Source organism: Streptomyces sp. NPDC021115 (assembly GCF_044333065.1).
Lineage (GTDB): Bacteria > Actinomycetota > Actinomycetes > Streptomycetales > Streptomycetaceae > Streptomyces.
Genome location: NZ_JBIRQF010000003.1, coordinates 348,235 through 368,131, shown reverse-complemented (window position 1 = coordinate 368,131; position 19,897 = coordinate 348,235). Strand labels below are relative to the sequence as shown.

Below are 19,897 nucleotides of genomic sequence, written 5' to 3'. Positions count from 1 at the left end.
CGGTTCACACCACATGGGCTTCGGGGCGGGCCTTCGCCCCGGCCGTGAAGCGGTCGGCGCTGAACGGTGCGACGTCGAGGAACGGCGCACGGTCCAGATACAGGTCACGGACGATCTCGCCGACCGCCGGGGCCTGGAGGAAGCCATGCCCGGAAAACCCGGTCGCGTAAAGAAAATTGCCGAGTTCGCCGGAGCGGCCGATCAGTGCGTTGTGGTCCGGGGTGATCTCGTAGAGCCCGGCCCAGCCGCCGACCGTCTCCATGTCGGCCAGGGCCGGGGCCTGACGCCGGGCGGCGGCGCGGAACAGCTCCAGCCACTCCGGGGTCCAGGTGGTGTCGTAGCCGTCTTCCTGGCCGGGGTCGGCGAGGCCGAACAGCAGCCCGTCGTCGCTGTTGTGGAAGTACGCCGTGGACGAGAAGTCGATGGTGAAGGGGATGCGCGGGGCGGGCGGGGTGAGCGGGGCGGTGAAGGCCACCTGACGGCGCACCGGGCGCACCGGCAGGTCGATCCCCAGCATGTCCCCGATCCGCGCCGACCAGGCGCCCGCGGTGCAGATGACGGTGGCGCAGGAGATCGGCCCGCGGTCGGTGTGCACGGTGGTGATCCGGTCGCCCGCGGTGTCGATGGCCGTGACGTCGGTGTGGGTGGCGAAGGTGACCCCGGCCCGGGACGCGGCGCGCGCGTAGCCCTCGATGACCAGCCCGGGGCGGGCGTGGCCGTCGGTGGGCGAGTGGACGGCGGCCACGAGCCCGTCGGTGCTGACGTAAGGACACAGGCCGCGCGCCTCCTGCGGGCCGATCATGCGGCTGGGCACGTCGAGCGCGTTCTGGGTCCTGACGCAGGTCTCGAAGTCCGTCGCCTGCTGCTCGCTGGTGAGCAGGAAGAGGTAGCCGACGCTGTCGAGCCGGATGTCGGCGCCGGGGCGGTGCGGGAAGTCCTGGTACGCGCGCAGGCTCCGGCTGCCCAGCTGGATGTTGAGCGGATCGGAGAACTGGGCGCGGACGCCGCCGATGGGCTTGCCCGAGCTGCCGCAGCCCAGCTCGCCGCGTTCGACGACGACGATGTTCGCCACCCCGGCCTCGGCCAGGTGGAAGGCGGTGCTGGTGCCCATGACACCGCCGCCGATGATCACGACGTCGGCGGCGGGCGGAACGGTGTGGAAGGCGGATGAGGGTGAGGAGGGCGAGGAGTTCACGTGGCCGGTCCCTTCCCGAGGCGGCGCCGTGGCCGGAGGTTCCGGCCCGGCGCGGCGCGGCTGTCGCAGTGCAGGACGATGCCGATCAGCTGTCTGCCGGTCATCGTGCAGCAACCCGACCGTTGACGTCTATGAACAGTTATTGCTCGTGATCTATTAGAGTCGCTATATGGACTGGACGAGTGCCCAGCTGCGTTCCCTCGTCGAACTGACCCGGCGCGGCACCATCACGGCGGTGGCGGAGTCGCTGGGGTACACCCCCGGCGGGGTTTCGCAGCAGATCGCGGCGCTGGAGAAGGCCACCGGCATGGAGCTGCTGCGGCGGACCGGGCGCAGGGTGGAGCTGACGGACGCGGGCATGACGCTCGCCCGGCACGCCGAGCGGATCCTGTCGACGGAGGCCGAGGCGGTCGAGGCGCTGGAGCGCACCCGCAACGACGCCTCGGGCACGCTGCTGGTCGGCCTGTTCGCCACGGCGGCCGCCGAGATCCTGCCGCCCGCCCTGCGCACGGCGCGCGAGGACCATCCGGGGCTGACGGTGCACAGCCGCGACATGGACGTGGACGAGGTGTACGACGCGGTGGCCTCCGGGGCCGTGGACCTCGCGCTCGGCCTCGACTATCCGGACGTACCGATCCCGCGCGATCCGGCGCTGCGGGTGATGCAGCTGCACCGGGAGCGCTTCTCGCTCGCGGTGCCGACCGGTTCGATGGGCCGCCGGGAGACGGTGACCATGGCGCAGACCCGGGAGCTGGGGTGGATCCTGCCGTCCGCCGAGAGCTACTACGGGCGCGCGATGCGCACCGCCTTCCGCCGGGCGGGCGTCGAACCGGAGGTGCTGCACGAGGTGACGGACACGGCGGCCACCCTGGCGCTGGTGGAGGCGGGGGTGGGGGTGAGCACGGTGACGGATCTGATGCTCCGGCTGCGGCCCTCCCGCTTCGATGTGGTGCGGCTGCGCGAGACGGTCGAGCGGCACATCGTCGTGGTGTTCCGCTGCGCCGCCGAGCGCCGTCCCACCGTGGTGGCCCTCGTCGACGTGCTGCGCACGGTGGTGCGGACGGGTCTTGGCGGCGACCGAGCATAAGCGTTCCTTGCTCCCCGGTATCGATTCTGTCGCCCTGCTGACTCTTGTGGGCTTCGGGCACCGGCCACATCGTGAAGTGGACCTTCGGATCCATCGGTCTATCCATCGATCTACGGAGAAGGACGGACGGACGTGGCTGACGCACTCTCCCTCGTCGACGACTGGGGTCCCGAGAAGATCGTCGTCGTCTCCCACCGGCGCACCGGTATGAAGGGCGTGCTGGTCATCGACAACGCGGCCCGGGGCACCGGCAAAGGCGGAACCCGCATGAGCCCCACGGTGACGGTCGGGGAAGTCGCCCGTCTGGCCCGCGTGATGACCTGGAAGTGGGCCGGTGTCGACCTCTTCTACGGGGGCGCCAAGGCGGGCATCGTCGCCGATCCCGCGTCCCCCGACAAGGAGGCGGTGCTGCGCGCGTTCGCCCGCGCCCTGTCCAACGAGGTGCCCGGCGAGTACGTGATGGGGCTGGACATGGGGCTGACCGAGAGCGACGCCGCCATCATCCAGGACGAACTGGGCGACCGCGGCGCGGCCGTCGGCACCCCGGAGCACCTGGGCGGCGTCGCGTACGACAAGCTCGGCGTCACGGGCTACGGCATCGCCGAAGCCGCCGACGCCGCCGCGCAGCGCGGCGGGCTGTCGCTGTCCGGCTGCCGGGTGGCCATCCAGGGGTTCGGCGCGGTGGGCGCCGCGGCCGCGGCGCGGTTCGCCGAACTGGGCGCCACCGTCGTGGCCGTGTCCACGGCCCGCGGCGCGCTGCACGACCCCAGCGGTCTGGACGTACGCGCCCTGCTGGCCGCCCGCGAGGAGCACGGCGACGACTTCGTCGTCCGGCACCCAGCGGGCGATGTGCTCGCCTCGGGTCAGGAACTCACCGTCGACTGCGACATCCTGGTGCCCGCCGCCCTCCAGGACGTCATCGACGACCGCACCGCGCATCTGATCAAGGCCGGGCTGGTGGTCGAGGGCGCCAATCTGCCCACTTCACCGGCGGCGCAGGAGATCCTGGCCGGGCGCGGCGTCACCGTGCTGCCCGACTTCGTGGCCAACGCGGGCGGTGTCGTCGCCGCCGCGTTCGCCATGGACGCCCGCTACTCCGGCTTCCGGCCCGACACCCGCACGATCTTCGACACGATCTCCGGCCGGTTGCGCGCGAACGCCGTCACCGTCCTGGACGAGGCCAAGCGGCGCGGCACCACCCCGCACACGGCCGGGCGCGGACTGGCCGAGGAGCGCGTGCGCGCCGCGATGCGCAGCAAGGGACGCCTTCCGGCCGGTGGTTAGGGCCTACGGTGTCAGGTCGCGGTGGCCTCGGCCGCGGCCTTCCCCGCCGTGCGTCCCGAGAACAGGCAGCCGCCCAGGAAGGTGCCCTCCAGGGAGCGGTAGCCGTGGACCCCGCCGCCGCCGAACCCCGCGGCCTCCCCCGCCGCGTACAGCCCGGGGACCGGTTCACCGTCGGCGCCCAGGACGCGGCCGGACAGATCGGTCTGGAGGCCGCCGAGGGTCTTGCGGGTGAGGATGTTGAGGCGTACGGCGATCAGCGGCCCGGCCCCGGAGTCCATGATCTTGTGCGCCGGGGCCGTACGGCTGAGGGTGTCCCCGGGGTAGGCGAGCGCGTTGCGGATGCCCATGACCTGGACGTCCTTGGTGTACGGGTTGTCGATCTCCCGGTCCCGCGCGTCGATCTGCCGCTTGAGGTCGGCCAGGTCGATGAGGTTGTCCCCGGTCAGCCTGTTCATCCCGCGGACCAGTTCGGACAGCGTCGTCGCGACGACGAAGTCGACGCCGTTCTTCTTGAACTTCTCGATCGGCTCGGGCGTCTGCCAGATGCGCGAGAGGAGTTGCAGGATGTCCTTGTTGGTGAGGTCCGGGTTCTGCTCGGAGCCGGAGAGCGCGAACTCCTTCGCGATGATCTTCTGCGTGGTGACGAACCAGGAGTAGTCGTAGCCGGACCCGGCGATCGTCTTCAGGGTGCTGAGGGTGTCGTAGCCGGGGAGGTCGGGCGCGGAGAAGCGCTTGCCGGTGGCGTCGAACCACATCGAGGACGGCCCCGGCAGGATGCGGATGCCGTGGTCGGCCCAGATCGGGTCGTAGTTCTTCAGCCCCTCGGTGTAGTGCCACATCCGGTCGGGGTTGACGATCCGTCCACCCGCCTTCTCGGTGATGGCCAGCATGCGGCCGTCCACATACGCCGGGACGCCGCTGATCATGCGCTTGGGCGGGTTGCCCAGCCGGGACGGCCAGTTCTGCCGTACGAGATCGTGGTTGGCGCCGATGCCGCCGGAGGTGACGACGACCACCGGGGCGCGCAGCTCGAAGTCGCCGACGACGGTGCGCGAGCTGGCCTTGCCGCGCGCGGCGCTGCTCGGTTCCAGGACCGCGCCGCGGACCCCGGTCACGGTGCCGCCGGACGTGACGATCTCGTCGACGCGGTACCGGTGCTTGAACACCACCCGGCCGTCCTCCGCCGCGGCCCGCACCTTCTTCTCGAACGGCTCGACCACGGCCGGTCCTGTGCCCCAGGTGACATGGAAGCGGGGCACCGAGTTGCCGTGCCCGTCCGCGAGACCGCCGCCGCGCTCGGCCCAGCCGACGATGGGGAACCAGCGCACCCCGAGTCCGTGCAGCCAGGACCGCTTCTCGCCGCCCGCGAAGTCGACATATGCCTCGGCCCATTTGCGGGCCCAGTGGTCCTGGCCGCGCGGATCGTCCACGCCGCGGTCAAATCCGGCCGTGCCCAGCCAGTCCTGCCAGGCCAGTTCGTGGGAGTCCTTGATGCCCATCAGGCGCTGCTCTTCGGAGTCGACGAAGAACAGCCCGCCGAAGGACCAGAACGCCTGCCCGCCGAGATTGCTCTCCGGTTCCTGGTCCAGGAGCAGCACCTTGCGCCCCGCCGCCGCCAGCTCCGCCGTGGCGACCAGCCCGGCGAGCCCGTGGCCGACCACGATCGCGTCCGCCGCGTCCGGGGACCCGGCGGCGAAGGCGGGGGCCGTCTGGTCGAGGGCGGCTCCCGCGAGCACGCCTCCGGCCACCGTCAGGGCGCGGCGTCGGCTCAGCGCCGTCTGGAACGCGGGGAACTCCATGGGCTGCCCTTCCGGTGAAGTGCGGACAGGGCGGACGGACGCGGAGGCTCTGTCACCGCGACGGCCGCGCTGTTACCGTCGGTAGCACACAGGAAATCAGGTCGGCACGGCGGCGCGGTAGTAGCCGGGCGCCAACGCGGTCACCGCCTCGTTGTGGCCCGGCGACAGCGGCAGCGCCTGCGCCCTCGCCTGCCCGGACGGAAAAAGGGGCCCATGGCTGTCGTCCACGAGCGCGAGCCGGTCACCGAGATCCTGCGGTCCATGGCCGTCGACGCGGACGTGTGCGGCGAACTCGTGCGCGCGGCGCGCACCCACTCCCCCGAGGTGGCACGGCTGACCGAGGCGGAGACCCGCTCCCATGTCCTCGCGATGATCCGGGCGGCCGGTGCGTGGTTCGGCACCTTCGACCGGGTCGAGGAACAGGACTTCACCACCGCCCTGTTACTGGGTGCCGACCGGGCGGGCCAGGGCGTGCCGATGACCGCCGTGCTGCGCGGGGTGCAGGCCGCGCTCACCCGGGCCGTGGAGATCAGCGTCGACCGCTGCCGGAGGTCCGGGGTGCCGGACGGCGCGCTGCTCCCCGTGGTCCTGCGGCTGAAGGAGTACGGCGACGCCATCGAGCGCCATGTCATCAACGGCTACCACGCGGCGGAGCGGGGACCGGCGCACGAGACCCACGAGATCCGCACCCGGCTGCTGCGGCAGGTGCTGATCGACGGAGTCGCGCCCGGCGCCGAGGAGTTGGCCCGGGCCGGAATGCGCGCGGAGGACGGCCACGGCCCGCAGCACTGTCTCGTCGCGGAGGCCACCGAACCGGGCGACGCCCAGCGCCTGATGCGCCAGCTCTCCGCGCTGCGCGGGGTGTCCGGGCTGGTCGAGGGGCGCGTGGTGGGCCTGTGCCCGCGGCTGCCGCACGGGGATCTCGAGGTCCCCGCCCTGATCGTGGCCTCTCCGGCGGCTCCCCTGGACCAGCTGCGCCCGCTGTACCGGCTCTGCGTACGCGCCGTGGACCTCGGCGCGGCGCGGGGGCGGCGGGGAACTTGCGAACTCACCGACTTCGCCGCGGAGATCGCCATGGCGGACCAGCCCCTGCTGGGGGCGCGGCTGAGCGACCGGCTGCTGGGCGGCCTCGACCCGTCGGACGCGTTCCACCGCCAACTGGCCCTCACCGCGCTGACTTTCCTCGACAACGGCCGCCGACTGGACCAGACCGCGGCGACCCTGTTCACCCACCCCAACACCATCCGCTACCGGCTCGGCCGGTTCCAGCAGCTCACCGGCACATCACTGACCGACACCCGGCCGGGCGGCCGCGGCGGGCCGCTGGACACCCTGCACTGGTGGTGGGCCCTGACCACGTGGCTGGGCTAGTGGGCGCCACCCCCCACATGATCCACCACAGCCGTACGCGATGGTGGAGATCTTTTGAAGAAAGGAAAGGAAAGGTGACGGCAGATGCCTCAAAGTTAAAGCACCCGTAGCGGAACGCAACATGAACCCCGGCCCCCAAAGAGCATTTCGTCCGGTGATCCACCGTCATTCGATACTCCGCGCACGCCACCCACATGTGAAGAGCCGGTGCCGGAGTCGCGACCACAAGACCGGTTCCCTCAGGGGGAATTACAGACCGGACGGTAGGGTGACGTCCGCGGTCCCGGGTCGGTTCCAGAACAGGACTTGCAGCGTTCCTCATCCTTGCAGTAACTAGATGGCCCATGAAACTTTTTACTCGCAACTTTTCGCCCCGCGCCACGGCGACCCCGGACGCCCCGGCCTCCCCCGACCACGCCGCCCAGCAGGCCCCCGGACTCTCGGCCCTCACCGGGGAATGGATTATCGACGCGGCGCACAGCAGGATCGGTTTCTCCGTCCGGCACGCCATGGTGACCACCGTCCGCGGCGCCTTCACCGAATATGAAAGCCGCCTTTACTTCGACGGCCTCGACCCGGCCCGCTCCCGGGCCGAGATCGTGCTGTCCAGCGGCAGCGTCGACACCGGTGTCGAACAGCGCGACGCCCATCTGATGAGCCGCGACTTCCTGGACGCCCGGGCCTATCCGCGCATCAGCTTCCGCAGCACCGAGGTGCGGCTCGTGGGCCAGGACGTGTACCGCATGGCCGGTGACCTCACACTGCGGGACACCACCCGCCCGGTGGTCCTGGAGCTGACGTACATCGGACACGTCACGGACCCCTTCGGCGACGAGCGCGTCGGCTTCGACGGCACCACCACCATCAACCGCTCCGACTGGGGCCTGACCTACAGCGCAAAACTGGCCCAGGGCGGCGCCATGGTGAGCGAGAAGGTCCGTCTCCAGTTCGACATCGCGGCCATCCGCAACCCCGCCACGGCCTGATCCCTCCGCCGCCCCCCTCCCCCTTCGCCACCTGACCCGTTCCGGCGCCCCCATGCCGTGGGGGCCTCTACACTCCTTCGCGTCGAGCTTCAGCAAGCGCTTACGGCGAGAATCGCGAGGGCAGCATGACGGCGCGTACCTCCCCCGGCCGGTCCGCGGAACCCACCCTGGACCGCAGGGGTTTCCTCCGGCGTTCCGCAGGCGTCCCGGCCGGGCTGATCACCGTCCCGGCGGCATCGGCCCTTCTGTCCGGCCCGCAGGCCCGTGCGGCGGAGCGGACGGCGAGCCGGGACCTCACCTCCTTCGTCGACGACTACCGGACCAACACGACCGACAACCTCACCCCCGAGACCAACGCGGCACTCCGCATCCTCAGCGGTGTGCGGCGGCTCTGGCACACCGGCACGGCCTGGAACAACGGCACCCCGCTCGCGGCCGGTGTGCTGCGCGCCAACATGCGCTACTCGATCGCCCTCACCGCGCGGCGCACCGAAGCGCAGGCCCGGGAGTCCTTCATCTACGACCGGCAGGACCAGAGTTACGCGGCCACCGGCGGCCTCGGCCCGCTCACCGAGGTCTACCGCACCGGCGCCAAGGCCGTCACCAGCATCACCAGCGCCCCGGACACCACCCCGGCCACCACGGTCGGCGACGCCGTGCCGCCGGGCGCGCCCGCCGGTTCCGCCATCGGGGCCGGGGCCGTCGACTCGGAGCTGGGCGAGGTCGTCCGGCTGGTGCGGACGCTGCGCGGCCCGTACGCGTCGGGCAACCCCGCCAAGTACGGCTACCAGTACCCGCGTCCCTGGCGGATGACGGAGCACGGCGAGGTCGTGGACACCGGTGCCACGGACGCCTTCGGCTTCCCCGTCTACGCGTCCGAGGTGGCCGTCACCCCGCAGCTGCTGCGCCAGCGCGGCACGACACCGGCCGAGGACGGCGGTTTCCCCAGCGGCCACACCAACGCCCTCTACCTGGCCGGTCTCGCGCTGGCGTACGCGATACCCGAGCGGTTCCAGGAGCTGGTGACGCACGCCTCAGCGGCCTCCCACACCCGGATCGTGTCCGGCATGCACTCCGCCCTCGACGTGGTCGGCGGCCGTGTCCTGGCCACCGCGCTGGCCGCGGCCGCGCTGTACGACCCGGCCAACGCCGCGCTCAAGGCGGCCGCGCGCCGCCAGGCCGCCGACTACCTCCAGGCCAGGACCGGCACCACGGCCGACACGCTCTGGGACTACGCGCACGCGGCGGGCCCGGACACCGATCCGTACGCCGATCGCGCCGCCAACGCACGCGCGTTCACCTCACGACTGACCTACGTCCTGCCCAGGGGCGGCGGCCACCGCGAGATGACGGTGCCCAAGGGCGCCGAAGTCCTCATCGAGACCCGGCTGCCGTATCTCACCGCGCGGCAGCGCCGGGAGGTGCTGCGCACCACCGCGCTGCCCGCCGGATACGCCCTGTTGGAGGGGCCCGAGCAGTGGGGGCGGCTGAACCTCTTCGCGGCGGCGGACGGTTACGGGGCCTTCGACCGGGACGTGACGGTGGAGATGGACGCGAGCACGGGCGGGTTCGGCGCGGCCGACGCCTGGCGCAACGACATCACCGGCGACGGCGGCCTCGTCAAGCGCGGCGCCGGCACCCTGACCCTCACCGGCCGCAACCGCTACGGCGGCGGCACCCGGGTCGAGGCGGGCACGCTGGTCGCGGGGGCGCCGGAGGCCCTGGGCGCGGGCGACGTCCAGGTGCGCGGCGGCGGCACCCTGCGGCTCGCGTCGCCGGGCTGCGTACGGGCGCGGCGGGGCCTCGTCCTGGCCCCGGGCGCCACGCTGGAGGTGGCACCGAACCCCGGTGTACGGGAGGTGGTCGGGGTCCCCGGTGACGGCCGTACGCCCGCGCTCACCGTGGCCCGGTCCGCGGTGCTCGGCGACGGCAGTGTGCTCGACATCCGGCTGGACGGCGGCCACCGCTCCCCCGCCCCGCACACCGTCCTCACGGTGCTGCGCGCGCGGCGGGCTGCACGGCCGGTTCGCCGCCATCAGCGTCCGGTCGGCGGGGCACACGTACACCGCCGTGCCGTCGTACACGCGGGACACGCTCACCGTACGGCTCGTCTAGCGCCGCGCCGGTCAGCGGTCGGGGTGGCCGCAGCGCTCCGGCTGCGGCCATGGCACGAACGCGCCGTCCGCCCCCTCCACCAGGAGCCGCTTGCCGTGGGCCAGCACCCCGCGCGGGCGGAGTCCGGTCAGGCTCGCGGTGGTGTACGCGGCGCTCAGGCTGCCCAGGTCGTGCACCAGGCCGATCTTGAACAGCGAGCGGGTCTCGGCGATGGCCTCGTGGTCCCCGGCGCGCATCACCACGCGCAGCTCGGGCGCCACGGCCAGCGCCGCCACCGAGACGGCGATGTTGTCCAGGTCGTCCGAGGCGACCGCGGCCATCGCCTGCGCACGCCCGAGGCGGAGCCGGCGCAGCACGAACCGGTCCGTGGCGTCGGCCACCACGACGGGCACTCCGAGCGCCTTGGCCAGCCGCAGATTCGGCGCCGCCGGGTTCCGCTCGACCGCGATCACACCGATGCCCAGGCCCTGGAGCTGGGTGCACAGCCGCAGCCCCACCTGACCGAGCCCGACGACCACCACATGGCCGCCCCGGGGCAGGGCGCGCGGGCCCACGATGCCGACCGCGCGCGGGGCCAGCAGCCGGTCGACCACACCCGCCGTGAAGACGGCGGTGAAGACGATGGTGATGAGCATCGCGAGACCGGAGAACATCAGATACACGTGCGAGCCGTGGGCGAGCGCCGGGCCGACGGCGGCCACGGTGCGCGCCGCCTCGAAGAACGCCTCGACCGGGGTGCGGTGGTGGAGTGCCACCAGCCAGACCCAGTCCGTCAGCAGCACGGCGAGCAGCCCGGCGAACCCCATCAGCATGATCCGGGAACTGCCGTCGTGCGGCCGCAGCTGCCCCCGGAACTTCCCCAGCCACGCCCGGTACCGCAGGGCACGCGGTGGCCGGTAGGGCTGGAGGCGCACGGTGTCCCCGTCCCAGCGGGCCCCCGCGTGGCCCGAGTCCGTCTTGGTCAGCGCGAGCAGATCGGGCTGGAGGCAGCCCGCCAGGAGGACCGGCGCTGCCACGTCGGCCGGGGAGGTGACCTGGCAGTTCGGGACCACCCGCACCAGCTGCTCGGCCACGGTCCGGTCGAAGATCGTCACCACCAGGGGGACATGCGGGTGGATGTGTTCCACCGCGAGCGCGTAGCGCAGCGACTCGGCGTCCTCCTCCAGCAGGATCGCGACACCCGCCACCTCCCGGTCCAGCGCCCGGCGCAGCTCCTCGTCGGTGGGCTGGGCGAAGTGGCGCACCCGGTGTCCGGCCGCCCGCAGGGAGCCGCACACCTTGCGCGCCACCTCGGCGCCGATGACGACGAAGTACCGCTCACCGAGCGTGTCGGGGGTGTGCCGCTCCTCCCGCATCCGGCTCCTCCTCGACGCGCTCGACCGGGGTGTGTGACCGCACACGGTAGGCGCGGGGACACCGCGTCACCATGAACAGATGCCACACGGTCAGACCCGTGGATCAGACATCTGCTCAAGGTCGGCGAGGTAGGAGGACACCCAGGCCAGCGGCGCGTTCCAGTTGATGGTGATCTCGTTGACGGAGAACGCCATGATGTCGTCGACGTAACACATCGCCGGGGCGCAGCCCTTCAGCTTCTTCTTCGCCACCGGGTCCTCCAGCTTGGAGTCCGGGCCACCGGCGAGCGAACCGCGGGCCGGGCTCGGCAGCCTGGGGTCGATCTGGTGCGCCCAGAAGCGGTGGTGCTGGCGGTGCGAGTTCCGTTCGCCGTAGCCCGTGACATAGGACTGGTTGAGCGGATTGCCGCCCAGGATGTAGTCCATGCCGCGCAGCACCGCGTCGCGGTAGCGGGTCTTTCCGGTCAGCTCGTGCGCGGTGGCGAGCACGACCATGTTGTTCAGCACCTGGCTGTTGGAGCCCCACTCGTAGCTGCCGCCCCGGGGCGCGTACGGGACGCCGTACGCGGACTTCGCGGAGTCCGAGGCGTAGCGGTCGGCGGCCTTGACCACCGTGGCGCGCACGGCGGCGCGCTGCTGGTGGGTGAGCTTGCTCGGCACTGTGGCCAGGTCGAGTGCGCCGAGGCCCGCGGTCGCCGACCAGGACAGGGCGCCGCCGCGCGGGAAGAGCGCGTCGACATCGCCGTGCAGCGGTGAGCCGAGGACGGCCGTGCGGTAGGTGTTCTCACCGGTGGTGAGGAACAGCTCGGCGGCGGCCCAGTAGAACTCGTCGCCGACGTGGCGGTCGCCGTACGCGCCGCCCCCGGTGGAGTCCTTGTCGCTGGCGAACATCTTCGGGTGCTTCTTGGCCGCGGCCCAGGCGGTCCGGGCCGTGTGCAGGCAGCGGGCGGCGTAGTCCGGGTCGTAGGGCTTGAAGAGGCGGGCGCACTGGGCGGCGGTGGCCGCCAGGTTGAGGGTGGCCGCGGTGGACGGCGGGCGCAGCACGCGCGGCTGCTGGTCCTGGTCGGGCCGGGTCGGGAACCCGGTCCAGTTCTTGTCGTGCACCTTATGGAATGCCATTCCGGCGTACGGCTTGCCCTGGGGCACCTGCATGCGCAGCAGGAAGTCCATCTCCCAGCGCGCCTCGTCGAGGATGTCCGGGACGCCGTTGCCGCGCTCGGGCACCCGCAGCCTGCCGTCACTCAGCGCGTCGCCATTGGCACCCTGGGTGGTGCGGGTGCGCTCGTAGGCGGACATCAGCTGGGCGACGGAGATGCCGCCGTTGACGACGTATTTACCCTGGTCACCGGCGTCGTACCAGCCGCCGGAGACATTGCGCCGGTAGTCGGAGCCGTGCCATCGGAACGGGACGTCGGTGTCGCCGCCGTGCGGAGCGGCCTTGTCATGGCCGGCGGGGCGGGCGTACCGGGCCCCGACCAGATCCTTGTCGATCTTGATGCCGCTGCGGTTGTGGTAGAAGTACGCCAGCGCGTCGTCGCGCAGCGCGCCGTAGAGGTGGTCACCGATGGTGAACGGCTCGCTCTTCTGCCCGCCGATGGTGATCGTGTAGCCCTCGCCCGCGTCGGTGACCTTGCTGAAGTCGAAGGTCTGGACGCGCTGCCGGGAGCTTGGGTCGATGCCCGCGGGCGTGGTGGTGCCGCTGGCCCGCCCGGTTCCGTCGGCGGCCTTGAGTGTCCAGGTCAGGGGCTTGGTGGCGGCGGTCACCACGGTGCCCTTCTTGGGGCCGTGGGTGAGGTAGCCGACCTGGTTCACCCGCACCGGGGAGCCGGTGCGGACCGTGGGTCCTGGCTTGTCGGTACCCGGCCGGGCCCGGTGCTCCACGGCCCCGGCGGCGGGTGCGGCCAGGGCGCCGAGCGCCAGGCTCACGGCGACGGCCGCGCCCAGCACACGCGGGTGTCGTGCGACGTGTATAGCCATGCCCCAGAGCCTAGAAATCCGGCCTGAGCTGGGGCTTCGTACGCTTAGCCGAAATCCTTCTCCACCCGTCGCACGGGGCCCGGCTACCTCAATTGAGGTAGCCGGGCCCCGGGGCGGCCGTCAGCTCAGATCGGAGACCTTCCAGCGCTGGTTCGCGCCGGAATTCGGGGTGTACGTGGTGACGGCGGCGCCGTCCTGGGTGGCCTGGCCGCCCACCTCCAGCAGCCGTCCGGTGGCCGTGTTGACCAGGGTCCAGGTGCCGTCACCGGTGGTCGACATGATCCACTGGGTGGCCTTGTCGCGCTTCCCGTGGTCCGGTTCCAGCACCGGGGCGCCGTCACGGACGGCCAGCCGCTTGCCCTCGACGGGGTTGGTGAACACGTACCGCTGGCGGTTGCCGGTGTCGCCGCTGATCTGGCGCAGCTGCCACCGCTGGCCGGGGGTGGCGGTGTCCGTGCCCTTGATGACGAGCTTGGTGCCGTCGTCGGCGACGGTGAGCGCCTTGCCGCTCTGGACACCGGTCAGCTGGTACGTGTGGCCCTTGCGCAGCTGGGCGGCGTCCTCGGCCACCCCGGACACGCCCTTGACGAGGAAGGTGGTCACGGACTGGGCGGGCGCGGTGAAGGTGGCCTTGCGGTCGGTCACCTCGATGGCGTCCTGCCGCTCGAGCTTGCCGTCGGCGCTGGTCACCACGGGGGTGACGGTCGCGTAGCGGCTGACCTTGCCGAACTTGGACAGGTCGAGGGTGACGTCGCGCTCGCCCGCGCCGCTGTTGACGTGGACGACGGTGGCCGCGTCGCCCTTCCGGGAGACGGCCGCGGCGCTGGAGGTGTCATCGGTCTTGATGAGCCGGTCGCCGGGCTTGATGTAGTGGGTGAAGTTGCGGGCCGTGTCGAACTTGGTGTTCGTGCGGACGGGGCAGGTCTCCAGGGTGTCCTTGGAGGTGCAGCTGAAGGGGAGCTGGATGCTGCCCCAGTTGCCGCCCTTGGCCGACTCGCCGCCGGGCTTCATGTTGTCGTAGTCCTCGACGGGCTGCCAGAACACCCAGGCGCGGGGCTCCAGTTCACGCAGGTCGTCGACCATCTGCTTGGCCAGTCCGAGGCCGGGGCGCATGTCGGTGAAGCTCTGGCCGTCGCCCCAGTCGCCCTCGACCTCGCTCATCCACAGCGGCTTGTCCGCCGCCTTGGCCAGGTCGCGCACGCTGGTGCGGCCGCCGGTGCCATAGGTGTGGACGTTCATCTGGCCGACGAGATCGCGCACCGCTCGCGGGTAGGTGTTCCAGTTCTGGGTGAAGATGCTGGGGTTGGTCTCGTCCATCGCGGAGATCTTCGCCCCGGTCCGCGCCTTCTTCAGGGCGGGTGCCAGCGCACTGATCACCTTCTGCTGGAGCTCCGGGCCGATGTGCGCGCCCTCCTGGCGGCCGCCGACCGGCTCGCCGTCAGCGCCCAGCTTGGTGCTCCAGTAGCCGGTGTTGGGCTCGTTGAACGGGTCGAGGGTCTTGACCTTGATGCCGTGTGCCTTCTCCAGCCGCTTGGTGGCGCCCGCGAGATACGCGGCGAAGTCCCCGACGGAGTCCGGCTTCAGCTGGTCCTCGGTGGCGTTGAAGCCACCGGAGACATAGCCGCTCTTGGTCATGAACCAGGGCGGCGAATTGCTGAACGTCTCCCAGTGGTCGATGTCGCCCTTGATGCGGTCGACCCACCAGCGCTGCGTGGCGTCGGCGTCCGGGTTCCAGTCGGCCTTGTCGTCCGCGCTCCACCAGTCGGTGTCCTCGCGCGTGGTGCCCGCCGGGGCCTTCCACCAGCCCTCGACCGCTCCCCCGGCGCGCAGGTAGTCCTTGACGTCGGGGGCATTGCCGCCGCCGATGTTGTAGCGGGCGATGTTGAGGGCCAGGCCGCCGTCCCCGAAGAGCAACTTGGCCAGCTTCTCGCGGATCTCCTTGGGGTAGTCGCCGGTGGCGTTGGCGAACCACACCAGGCTGGTGCCCCAGCCCTCGAATCTCTCCGCCTTGTACGAGGGATCGGGGGAAACGGTGACGGCGTCGGCCGTCGCCGCCGGGGCCTGCGCGGTCACCGGTGGTGCGGTGATCAGGGCGGCCCCGGTGGCCAGGGCGGTGACGGAGACGGCTCCCAGAAGTCGTCGTGTGCGGATACGGCGTGCCAACGTGTGCTCCCAACTCGAGTGCGGACGCTGCGGTGGACCGGCCGCCGTGCCCGCGAGGGGGACGGCGGAGCTTCAGGAGGCTTCAGGACGCGGTGACAGCCGTGGCCGGGCCGCGCCGGTCAGGTCGCGGGCTGGCGCAGCACGACGACGTCCCGGGGGGCCAGGGTGAGCGCGCCGCCGTCCCCGGCACCGCCGATCAGGAGTTCCCCGGCGAGTCCGGTCAGCGGCACCGTCGTATCGGTGCGGTTGACCAGGAACAGATAGCGGCTGCCGCCGCCGTGGCGCACGGCCAGCTCGACGCGTCCCCGGGCGGCGTCCGGCAGTTCGCTGGTGACACCGGAGGGCGCCAGCAGCCCCGGCAGCAGTCCGGTGAGGCCGTCCGGGCCCAGCCGGGTGGAGACGTACGCGGCCGATCCCCCGCCCACCGTGCGGCGAGTGACGGCGGGGCGGCCCGCGTAGGTCCCGTCGCGGTAGTGGGCCAGCACCTCCACCTCGGGGTCGGTGACGGTGATCCGGTCGGTCCACAGGGTGCCGGTGGCCATGCCGTCGGCCACGGACCTGGCCTCGATCTCGGCCGTCTCGCCGTCGAGCAGCGGGCCGAACTCCTCGATGCGGATGCCGAGCAGATCGCTCAGGGCCCCCGGGTAGCCGCCGAGCCAGACGTGGTCGTTCTCGTCCACGATGCCGGAGAAGTAGGTGGCGATCAGATGGCCGCCCTGTTCGGCGTACCGGGTGAGGTCCTTGGCCAGCGCCGCCGGGACCATGTGCAGCACCGGCGCGATCAGCACCTCGTAGCGGTCGAGTGCGGTCCGCGCGGTGATGACGTCGGCGCGGATGCCGAGGGCGAGGAGGGCTGAGTACCAGTCGAGCGCTTCCCGGCGGTAGTCGAGGCGGGAGGTCGGGTGGGAGTCCTGTTCGCTCGCCCACCACGACTCCCAGTCGAAGACGATCCCGACCCGGGCCGGTTCGCGTGTCGTCCCCGCCACCGGGGCCAGGGTCCGCAGGGTGCTGCCGAGGGCGGCCACCGCGCGGAACACTTCGCTGTCGGGCCCGGCGTGGGGCACCATCGCCGAGTGGTACTTCTCGGCACCGGCGGCCGACTGCCGCCACTGGAAGTAGCACACGGCGTCGGCGCCGTGCGCCACGTGCAGCAGCGAGTCGCGGGCCAGCTCGCCGGGGCGCTTGGCGACGTTGACCGGCTGCCAGTTCACGGCGCTGGTGGAGTGCTCCATGAGGAACCAGGGGCGGCCGCCGGAGATGCCGCTGACGAGGTTCGCGGAGAAGGACAGCTCGTCGCGGTCCTGCGGTCCTGGCCTGACGTAGTGGTCGTTGGAGACGAAGTCGATCTCCCCGGCCCAGTCGGCGTAGTTCATGCCCTTGGTCTCGCCCATCACCATGAAGTTCGTGGTGACCGGGATGCCGGGGGTGATCTCGCGCAGCAGGTCCCGCTCCGCGCGCAGGTGCTCCTTCAGCGCGTCGGAGGAGAAGCGCTTGAAGTCCAGCTGCTGGGTGGGGTTCGGATGGGAGGCGGCCAGCCGGGGCGGCAGGATCTGCTCCCAGTCGCCGTAACCCTGGGACCAGAACGCGGTGCCCCAGGCGTGGTTGAGGGCGTCGAGGGTGGTGTAGCGGGCGCGCAGCCAGTCGCGGAAGGCGCGGGCGGCGTCGTCGGAGTAGTCGTAGATGTTGTGGCAGCCCAGCTCGTTGGAGACGTGCCAGGCCACCAGGGCCGGGTGACCGGCGTACCGCTCGGCCAGCTTCCGCACCAGGCGCAGGGCGTGGGTGCGGAAGACGGGCGAGGTGGGGCGCCAGTGCTGCCGCGCCCCCGGCCACACCGTCTCGCCGGAGGCGGTCACCGGGAGGATCTCCGGGTGCGCCGTGGTGAGCCAGGGCGGCGGGGACGCGGTGGCGGTGGCCAGGTCGACCGCGATGCCGCCCGCGTGCAGCAGGTCCATGATCTCGTCGAGCCACCCGAAGTCCCATGTGTCCCGGGTCGGCTGGATGCGGGCCCAGGAGAAGATCCCCACGGAGACGATGGTGACACCGGCCTCGCGCATCAGCCGGATGTCGTCCTCCCACACCTCGCGCGGCCACTGCTCGGGGTTGTAGTCCGCGCCGTAGCCGAGGCGTGGGGTGGTGGTGGCACCGTCCGGCCCATGCGGAGGCTGGGACTGGAGGGTGGAGATCATGGTGGTCCTTCCGGTGGACCGCACGGGGCGGCGCGGGGTAGCTGGTTACTTCTGGACGGTGAAGCCCTGCTCTTCTCCGTACTTGACGGAGGCGTCCTGCCAGGCCTTCAGTCCGGCGGCCAGCTTGGTGCCGGAGACGTACGCCTTGCCGACGGTGTCGTTGAAGATGTTGTTGGCGTAGACCTGGTAGGGCAGGTACGACCAGCCGCGGCCGACGTTCGCGGCCGACTCGGCGAAGATCTTGTTGGCCTTCTGCCCGCCGAAGTACGGGAACGCGGTGTCCTGGAACGCCTTGGACTCCAGGTCCGCGGTGGTCGCCGGGAAGGCGCCCTCCTTGATGCGGCTCTGCACGCCCTTCCCCGCGGCCGCGTACTCGGCGAAGGCGTAGGCGAGTTCCTTGTGCTTGCCGAGGGTGGGCAGGGCCAGCGAGCTGCCGCCGTTCTCCGCGGTGGTTCTGTCCCCCGCCTTCCACTGCGGCAGCGGTGCCACGCGCCAGTCGCCGGAGGCTCCCTTCACACCCGACGCGAAGTTGGCGGGCATCCAGGCGCCGGTGGTCAGGGTGGCGATGGTGCCGTCGCCGAGGCCCTTGTACCAGTCGTCACTCCAGCCGTTGATGGGCGCGAGCAGCTTCTCGTCGAGGAGCTTCTGCCAGGTGTCGGTGTACCTCTTGGCGCCCGCGTCCGAGAAGTCGATCTTCACCTTGGTGCCGTCGACCTTGTACGGGCGGGAACCGGCCTGCCACAGCATGCTGGTGGCGGTGCCGCCCTCTCCCGTGTCAGCCGTGATGTACGCCTTGGGGTCGGCCTTGTGCAGGTCGCGCGCGGTCTTGACGTACTCGTCCCAGGTGGTCGGCACCTTGAGCTTGTACTTGTCGAAGACCTTCTTGTTGTAGAACATCGCCATGGGTCCGGAGTCCATGGGCAGGGCGTAGACGTCCTTGCCGGACTTCACGGAGTGCCACGGGCCCGGGGAGTACTTGCCCGCGAGCTTGTCGGCGCCGTACGGGGCCAGCTTGTCGAGGGCCTTGGTCAGGGCGTACTCGCCCAGCGCGTAGTACTCGATCTGGGCGACGTCGGGGACGCCCTTCTTCGCGGAGATGGCGTTCTGGAGGGCCTTGTACTGGTCCTTGTTGGTGCCCGCGTTGACCAAGTTGACCTTGACGTTGGGGTGTTCCTTCTCGAAGTCGTCGGCGACCTTCTTGAGCGTGGGCTCCCAGGCCCACACCGTCACGGTGCCGCCCTTCTTCAGGGCCGCGTCGATGTCCTTGGCGGACACCGGCTTGCTGTCGGCGGCGCTGTCGTCGGAGCCGCCGCAGGCGGTTGCCCCCAGGGTGAGGGCGGAGACCAGGGCTATGCCGCGCAGCAGGCGGCGAGTGTTCATGCGCATGGGCGTGCTTTCCACTTCTTCGTGGTGCGGGACGGTGGGGCTATTCCTTGACGCTTCCGGCGGCGAGCCCGGACTGCCAGTACTTCTGGAGCAGGAGGAACGCGGCGATCAGCGGCACGATGGTGATCAGGGAGCCGGTGATGACGAGGTTGAAGACGGGTTCGCCACCGGCGGTCGCGGCCTGCTCGTTCCAGCTGTGGAGGCCCAGCGTCAGCGGATACCAGTCCGGGTCCTTGAGCATGATCAGCGGCAGGAAGTAGTTGTTCCAGGTGGCGACCATCGTGAACAGCAGGACGGTCACGATGCCGGGTGCGAGCAGTGGCAGGACGACCTGGAAGAAGGTGCGCACCTCACTCGCCCCGTCGATGCGGGCGGCCTCCAGCAGTTCGTCGGGGACGGCCTCGGTGGCGAAGACCCACATCAGATACAGGCCGAACGGCGAGATGAGGGACGGGATGATCACCGCCCAGGGGGTGTTGGTCAGCCCCATCTCGCTGAACATAAGGAAGGTGGGCACCGCCAGCGCGGTGCCGGGCACCGCGACCGCGCCGATGATGACGGCGAAGACGGCACGCTTGCCCGGGAAGCCGAACTTGGCGAGGGCGTAGCCGCCCAGCACCGCCAGCAGAGTGGCGCCACCGGCCCCGGTCACCACGTACAGCAGGGTGTTCAGCAACCAGCGGGTGAAGACGCCGTCGTCGTAGGTGAACGTCTGACGGACGTTGTCCCACAGGACGAAGTCGCCGCTGAACCACAGCCCGAAAGACCGGGCCAGCCCCTCCTGGGTCTTGGTGGCGCTGATGACCAGCCAGGCCAGCGGGACCAGCGAGTACAGCAGGACCAGCCCGGTGAGGACGGTCAGCAGCACACTGCGGCGCGGGCGGCGCCCCGCGGTGCGCCCCCGCGGCACCCGCAGCCGGGGCGGCGCGGAGCCCGGGGTGCCGGAGGCGTCGGACGCGGGCCGGGCGGCGGTGGTGACGGGGCTGCTCATCG

Annotated in this window: 12 protein-coding genes and 2 pseudogenes; 5 read left to right on the top strand and 9 right to left on the bottom strand. The window is 71.3% G+C overall.

What is annotated here, in order from left to right; all coding sequences use genetic code 11:
- Nucleotides 1-4: 4 nt before the first annotated feature.
- Complete coding sequence (locus ACH4TL_RS11710; RefSeq protein ID WP_398318561.1) at nucleotides 5-1,195, bottom strand: NAD(P)/FAD-dependent oxidoreductase; 1,191 nt, start codon at nucleotides 1,193-1,195, stop codon at nucleotides 5-7.
- A 169-nt stretch (nucleotides 1,196-1,364) separates the two neighbouring features.
- Between ACH4TL_RS11710 and ACH4TL_RS11705 the strand changes: the two genes are divergently transcribed.
- The gene (locus ACH4TL_RS11705) at nucleotides 1,365-2,282 is read left to right on the top strand and encodes a LysR substrate-binding domain-containing protein (RefSeq protein ID WP_398318564.1); all 918 of its coding nucleotides are present in this window, start codon (nucleotides 1,365-1,367) and stop codon (nucleotides 2,280-2,282) included.
- 132 nt (nucleotides 2,283-2,414) lie between these two features.
- Entirely contained in the window at nucleotides 2,415-3,566 is a 1,152-nt protein-coding gene (locus ACH4TL_RS11700; protein ID WP_398318567.1) for a Glu/Leu/Phe/Val dehydrogenase, read from the top strand.
- An 11-nt stretch (nucleotides 3,567-3,577) separates the two neighbouring features.
- Here the strand turns inward: ACH4TL_RS11700 and ACH4TL_RS11695 are convergent, their stop codons facing one another.
- Nucleotides 3,578-5,365, bottom strand: a complete 1,788-nt coding sequence (locus tag ACH4TL_RS11695) for an FAD-binding dehydrogenase (protein WP_398318570.1) — start codon at nucleotides 5,363-5,365, stop codon at nucleotides 3,578-3,580.
- Nucleotides 5,366-5,461: 96 nt separating this feature from the next.
- Nucleotides 5,462-5,593, bottom strand: coding sequence for a hypothetical protein (locus ACH4TL_RS11690; protein ID WP_398318573.1), 132 nt, complete (start codon nucleotides 5,591-5,593; stop codon nucleotides 5,462-5,464).
- Here ACH4TL_RS11690 and ACH4TL_RS11685 point away from each other — a divergent pair.
- The 3 genes and pseudogenes from ACH4TL_RS11685 (at nucleotide 5,579) to ACH4TL_RS11675 (ending at nucleotide 9,837) form a co-directional block, all read left to right on the top strand.
- Entirely contained in the window at nucleotides 5,579-6,736 is a 1,158-nt protein-coding gene (locus ACH4TL_RS11685; RefSeq protein WP_398318576.1) for a PucR family transcriptional regulator, read from the top strand. The genes ACH4TL_RS11690 and ACH4TL_RS11685 overlap by 15 nt on opposite strands.
- Before the next feature lie 344 nt (nucleotides 6,737-7,080).
- Complete coding sequence (locus tag ACH4TL_RS11680; protein WP_398318579.1) at nucleotides 7,081-7,722, top strand: YceI family protein; 642 nt, start codon at nucleotides 7,081-7,083, stop codon at nucleotides 7,720-7,722.
- 125 nt (nucleotides 7,723-7,847) lie between these two features.
- Nucleotides 7,848-9,837, top strand: a pseudogene (locus ACH4TL_RS11675) (phosphatase PAP2 family protein).
- An 11-nt stretch (nucleotides 9,838-9,848) separates the two neighbouring features.
- Here the strand turns inward: ACH4TL_RS11675 and ACH4TL_RS11670 are convergent.
- From ACH4TL_RS11670 to ACH4TL_RS11645, 6 genes and pseudogenes are all read right to left on the bottom strand, one after another.
- Nucleotides 9,849-10,472, bottom strand: a complete 624-nt coding sequence (locus tag ACH4TL_RS11670) for an NAD-binding protein (protein ID WP_398425245.1) — start codon at nucleotides 10,470-10,472, stop codon at nucleotides 9,849-9,851.
- An 810-nt stretch (nucleotides 10,473-11,282) separates the two neighbouring features.
- A pseudogene (locus tag ACH4TL_RS11665) lies at nucleotides 11,283-13,058 on the bottom strand (glycoside hydrolase family 9 protein); the annotation flags it as partial.
- Between the two features lie 231 nt (nucleotides 13,059-13,289).
- Nucleotides 13,290-15,332 carry an RICIN domain-containing protein gene (locus ACH4TL_RS11660; RefSeq protein WP_398318585.1) on the bottom strand — a complete coding sequence of 681 codons (2,043 nt, stop codon included), beginning with the start codon at nucleotides 15,330-15,332 and terminating at the stop codon, nucleotides 13,290-13,292.
- A 119-nt stretch (nucleotides 15,333-15,451) separates the two neighbouring features.
- On the bottom strand, nucleotides 15,452-17,518 hold the full coding sequence (locus ACH4TL_RS11655; RefSeq protein ID WP_398318588.1) for a beta-galactosidase: 2,067 nt from the start codon (nucleotides 17,516-17,518) through the stop codon (nucleotides 15,452-15,454).
- Nucleotides 17,519-17,563: 45 nt separating this feature from the next.
- The gene (locus ACH4TL_RS11650; protein WP_398318590.1) at nucleotides 17,564-18,904 is read right to left on the bottom strand and encodes an ABC transporter substrate-binding protein; all 1,341 of its coding nucleotides are present in this window, start codon (nucleotides 18,902-18,904) and stop codon (nucleotides 17,564-17,566) included.
- A gap of 40 nt (nucleotides 18,905-18,944) precedes the next feature.
- Nucleotides 18,945-19,895: a carbohydrate ABC transporter permease gene (locus ACH4TL_RS11645; RefSeq protein WP_398318594.1), complete on the bottom strand. Its 951-nt coding sequence runs from the start codon at nucleotides 19,893-19,895 to the stop codon at nucleotides 18,945-18,947.
- Nucleotides 19,896-19,897 lie beyond the last annotated feature (2 nt).

Excerpts from the sequence above, each read along its gene's own strand:
- ACH4TL_RS11685 (WP_398318576.1), top strand. The coding sequence starts at position 5,579 with ATGGCTGTCGTCCACGAGCGCGAGCCGGTCACCGAGATCCTGCGGTCC.
- ACH4TL_RS11650 (WP_398318590.1), bottom strand. The coding sequence starts at position 18,904 with ATGCGCATGAACACTCGCCGCCTGCTGCGCGGCATAGCCCTGGTCTCC.
- ACH4TL_RS11680 (WP_398318579.1), top strand. The coding sequence starts at position 7,081 with ATGAAACTTTTTACTCGCAACTTTTCGCCCCGCGCCACGGCGACCCCG.
- ACH4TL_RS11670 (WP_398425245.1), bottom strand. The coding sequence starts at position 10,472 with ATGCTCATCACCATCGTCTTCACCGCCGTCTTCACGGCGGGTGTGGTC.
- ACH4TL_RS11695 (WP_398318570.1), bottom strand. The coding sequence starts at position 5,365 with ATGGAGTTCCCCGCGTTCCAGACGGCGCTGAGCCGACGCCGCGCCCTG.
- ACH4TL_RS11705 (WP_398318564.1), top strand. The coding sequence starts at position 1,365 with ATGGACTGGACGAGTGCCCAGCTGCGTTCCCTCGTCGAACTGACCCGG.
- ACH4TL_RS11645 (WP_398318594.1), bottom strand. The coding sequence starts at position 19,895 with ATGAGCAGCCCCGTCACCACCGCCGCCCGGCCCGCGTCCGACGCCTCC.
- ACH4TL_RS11655 (WP_398318588.1), bottom strand. The coding sequence starts at position 17,518 with ATGATCTCCACCCTCCAGTCCCAGCCTCCGCATGGGCCGGACGGTGCC.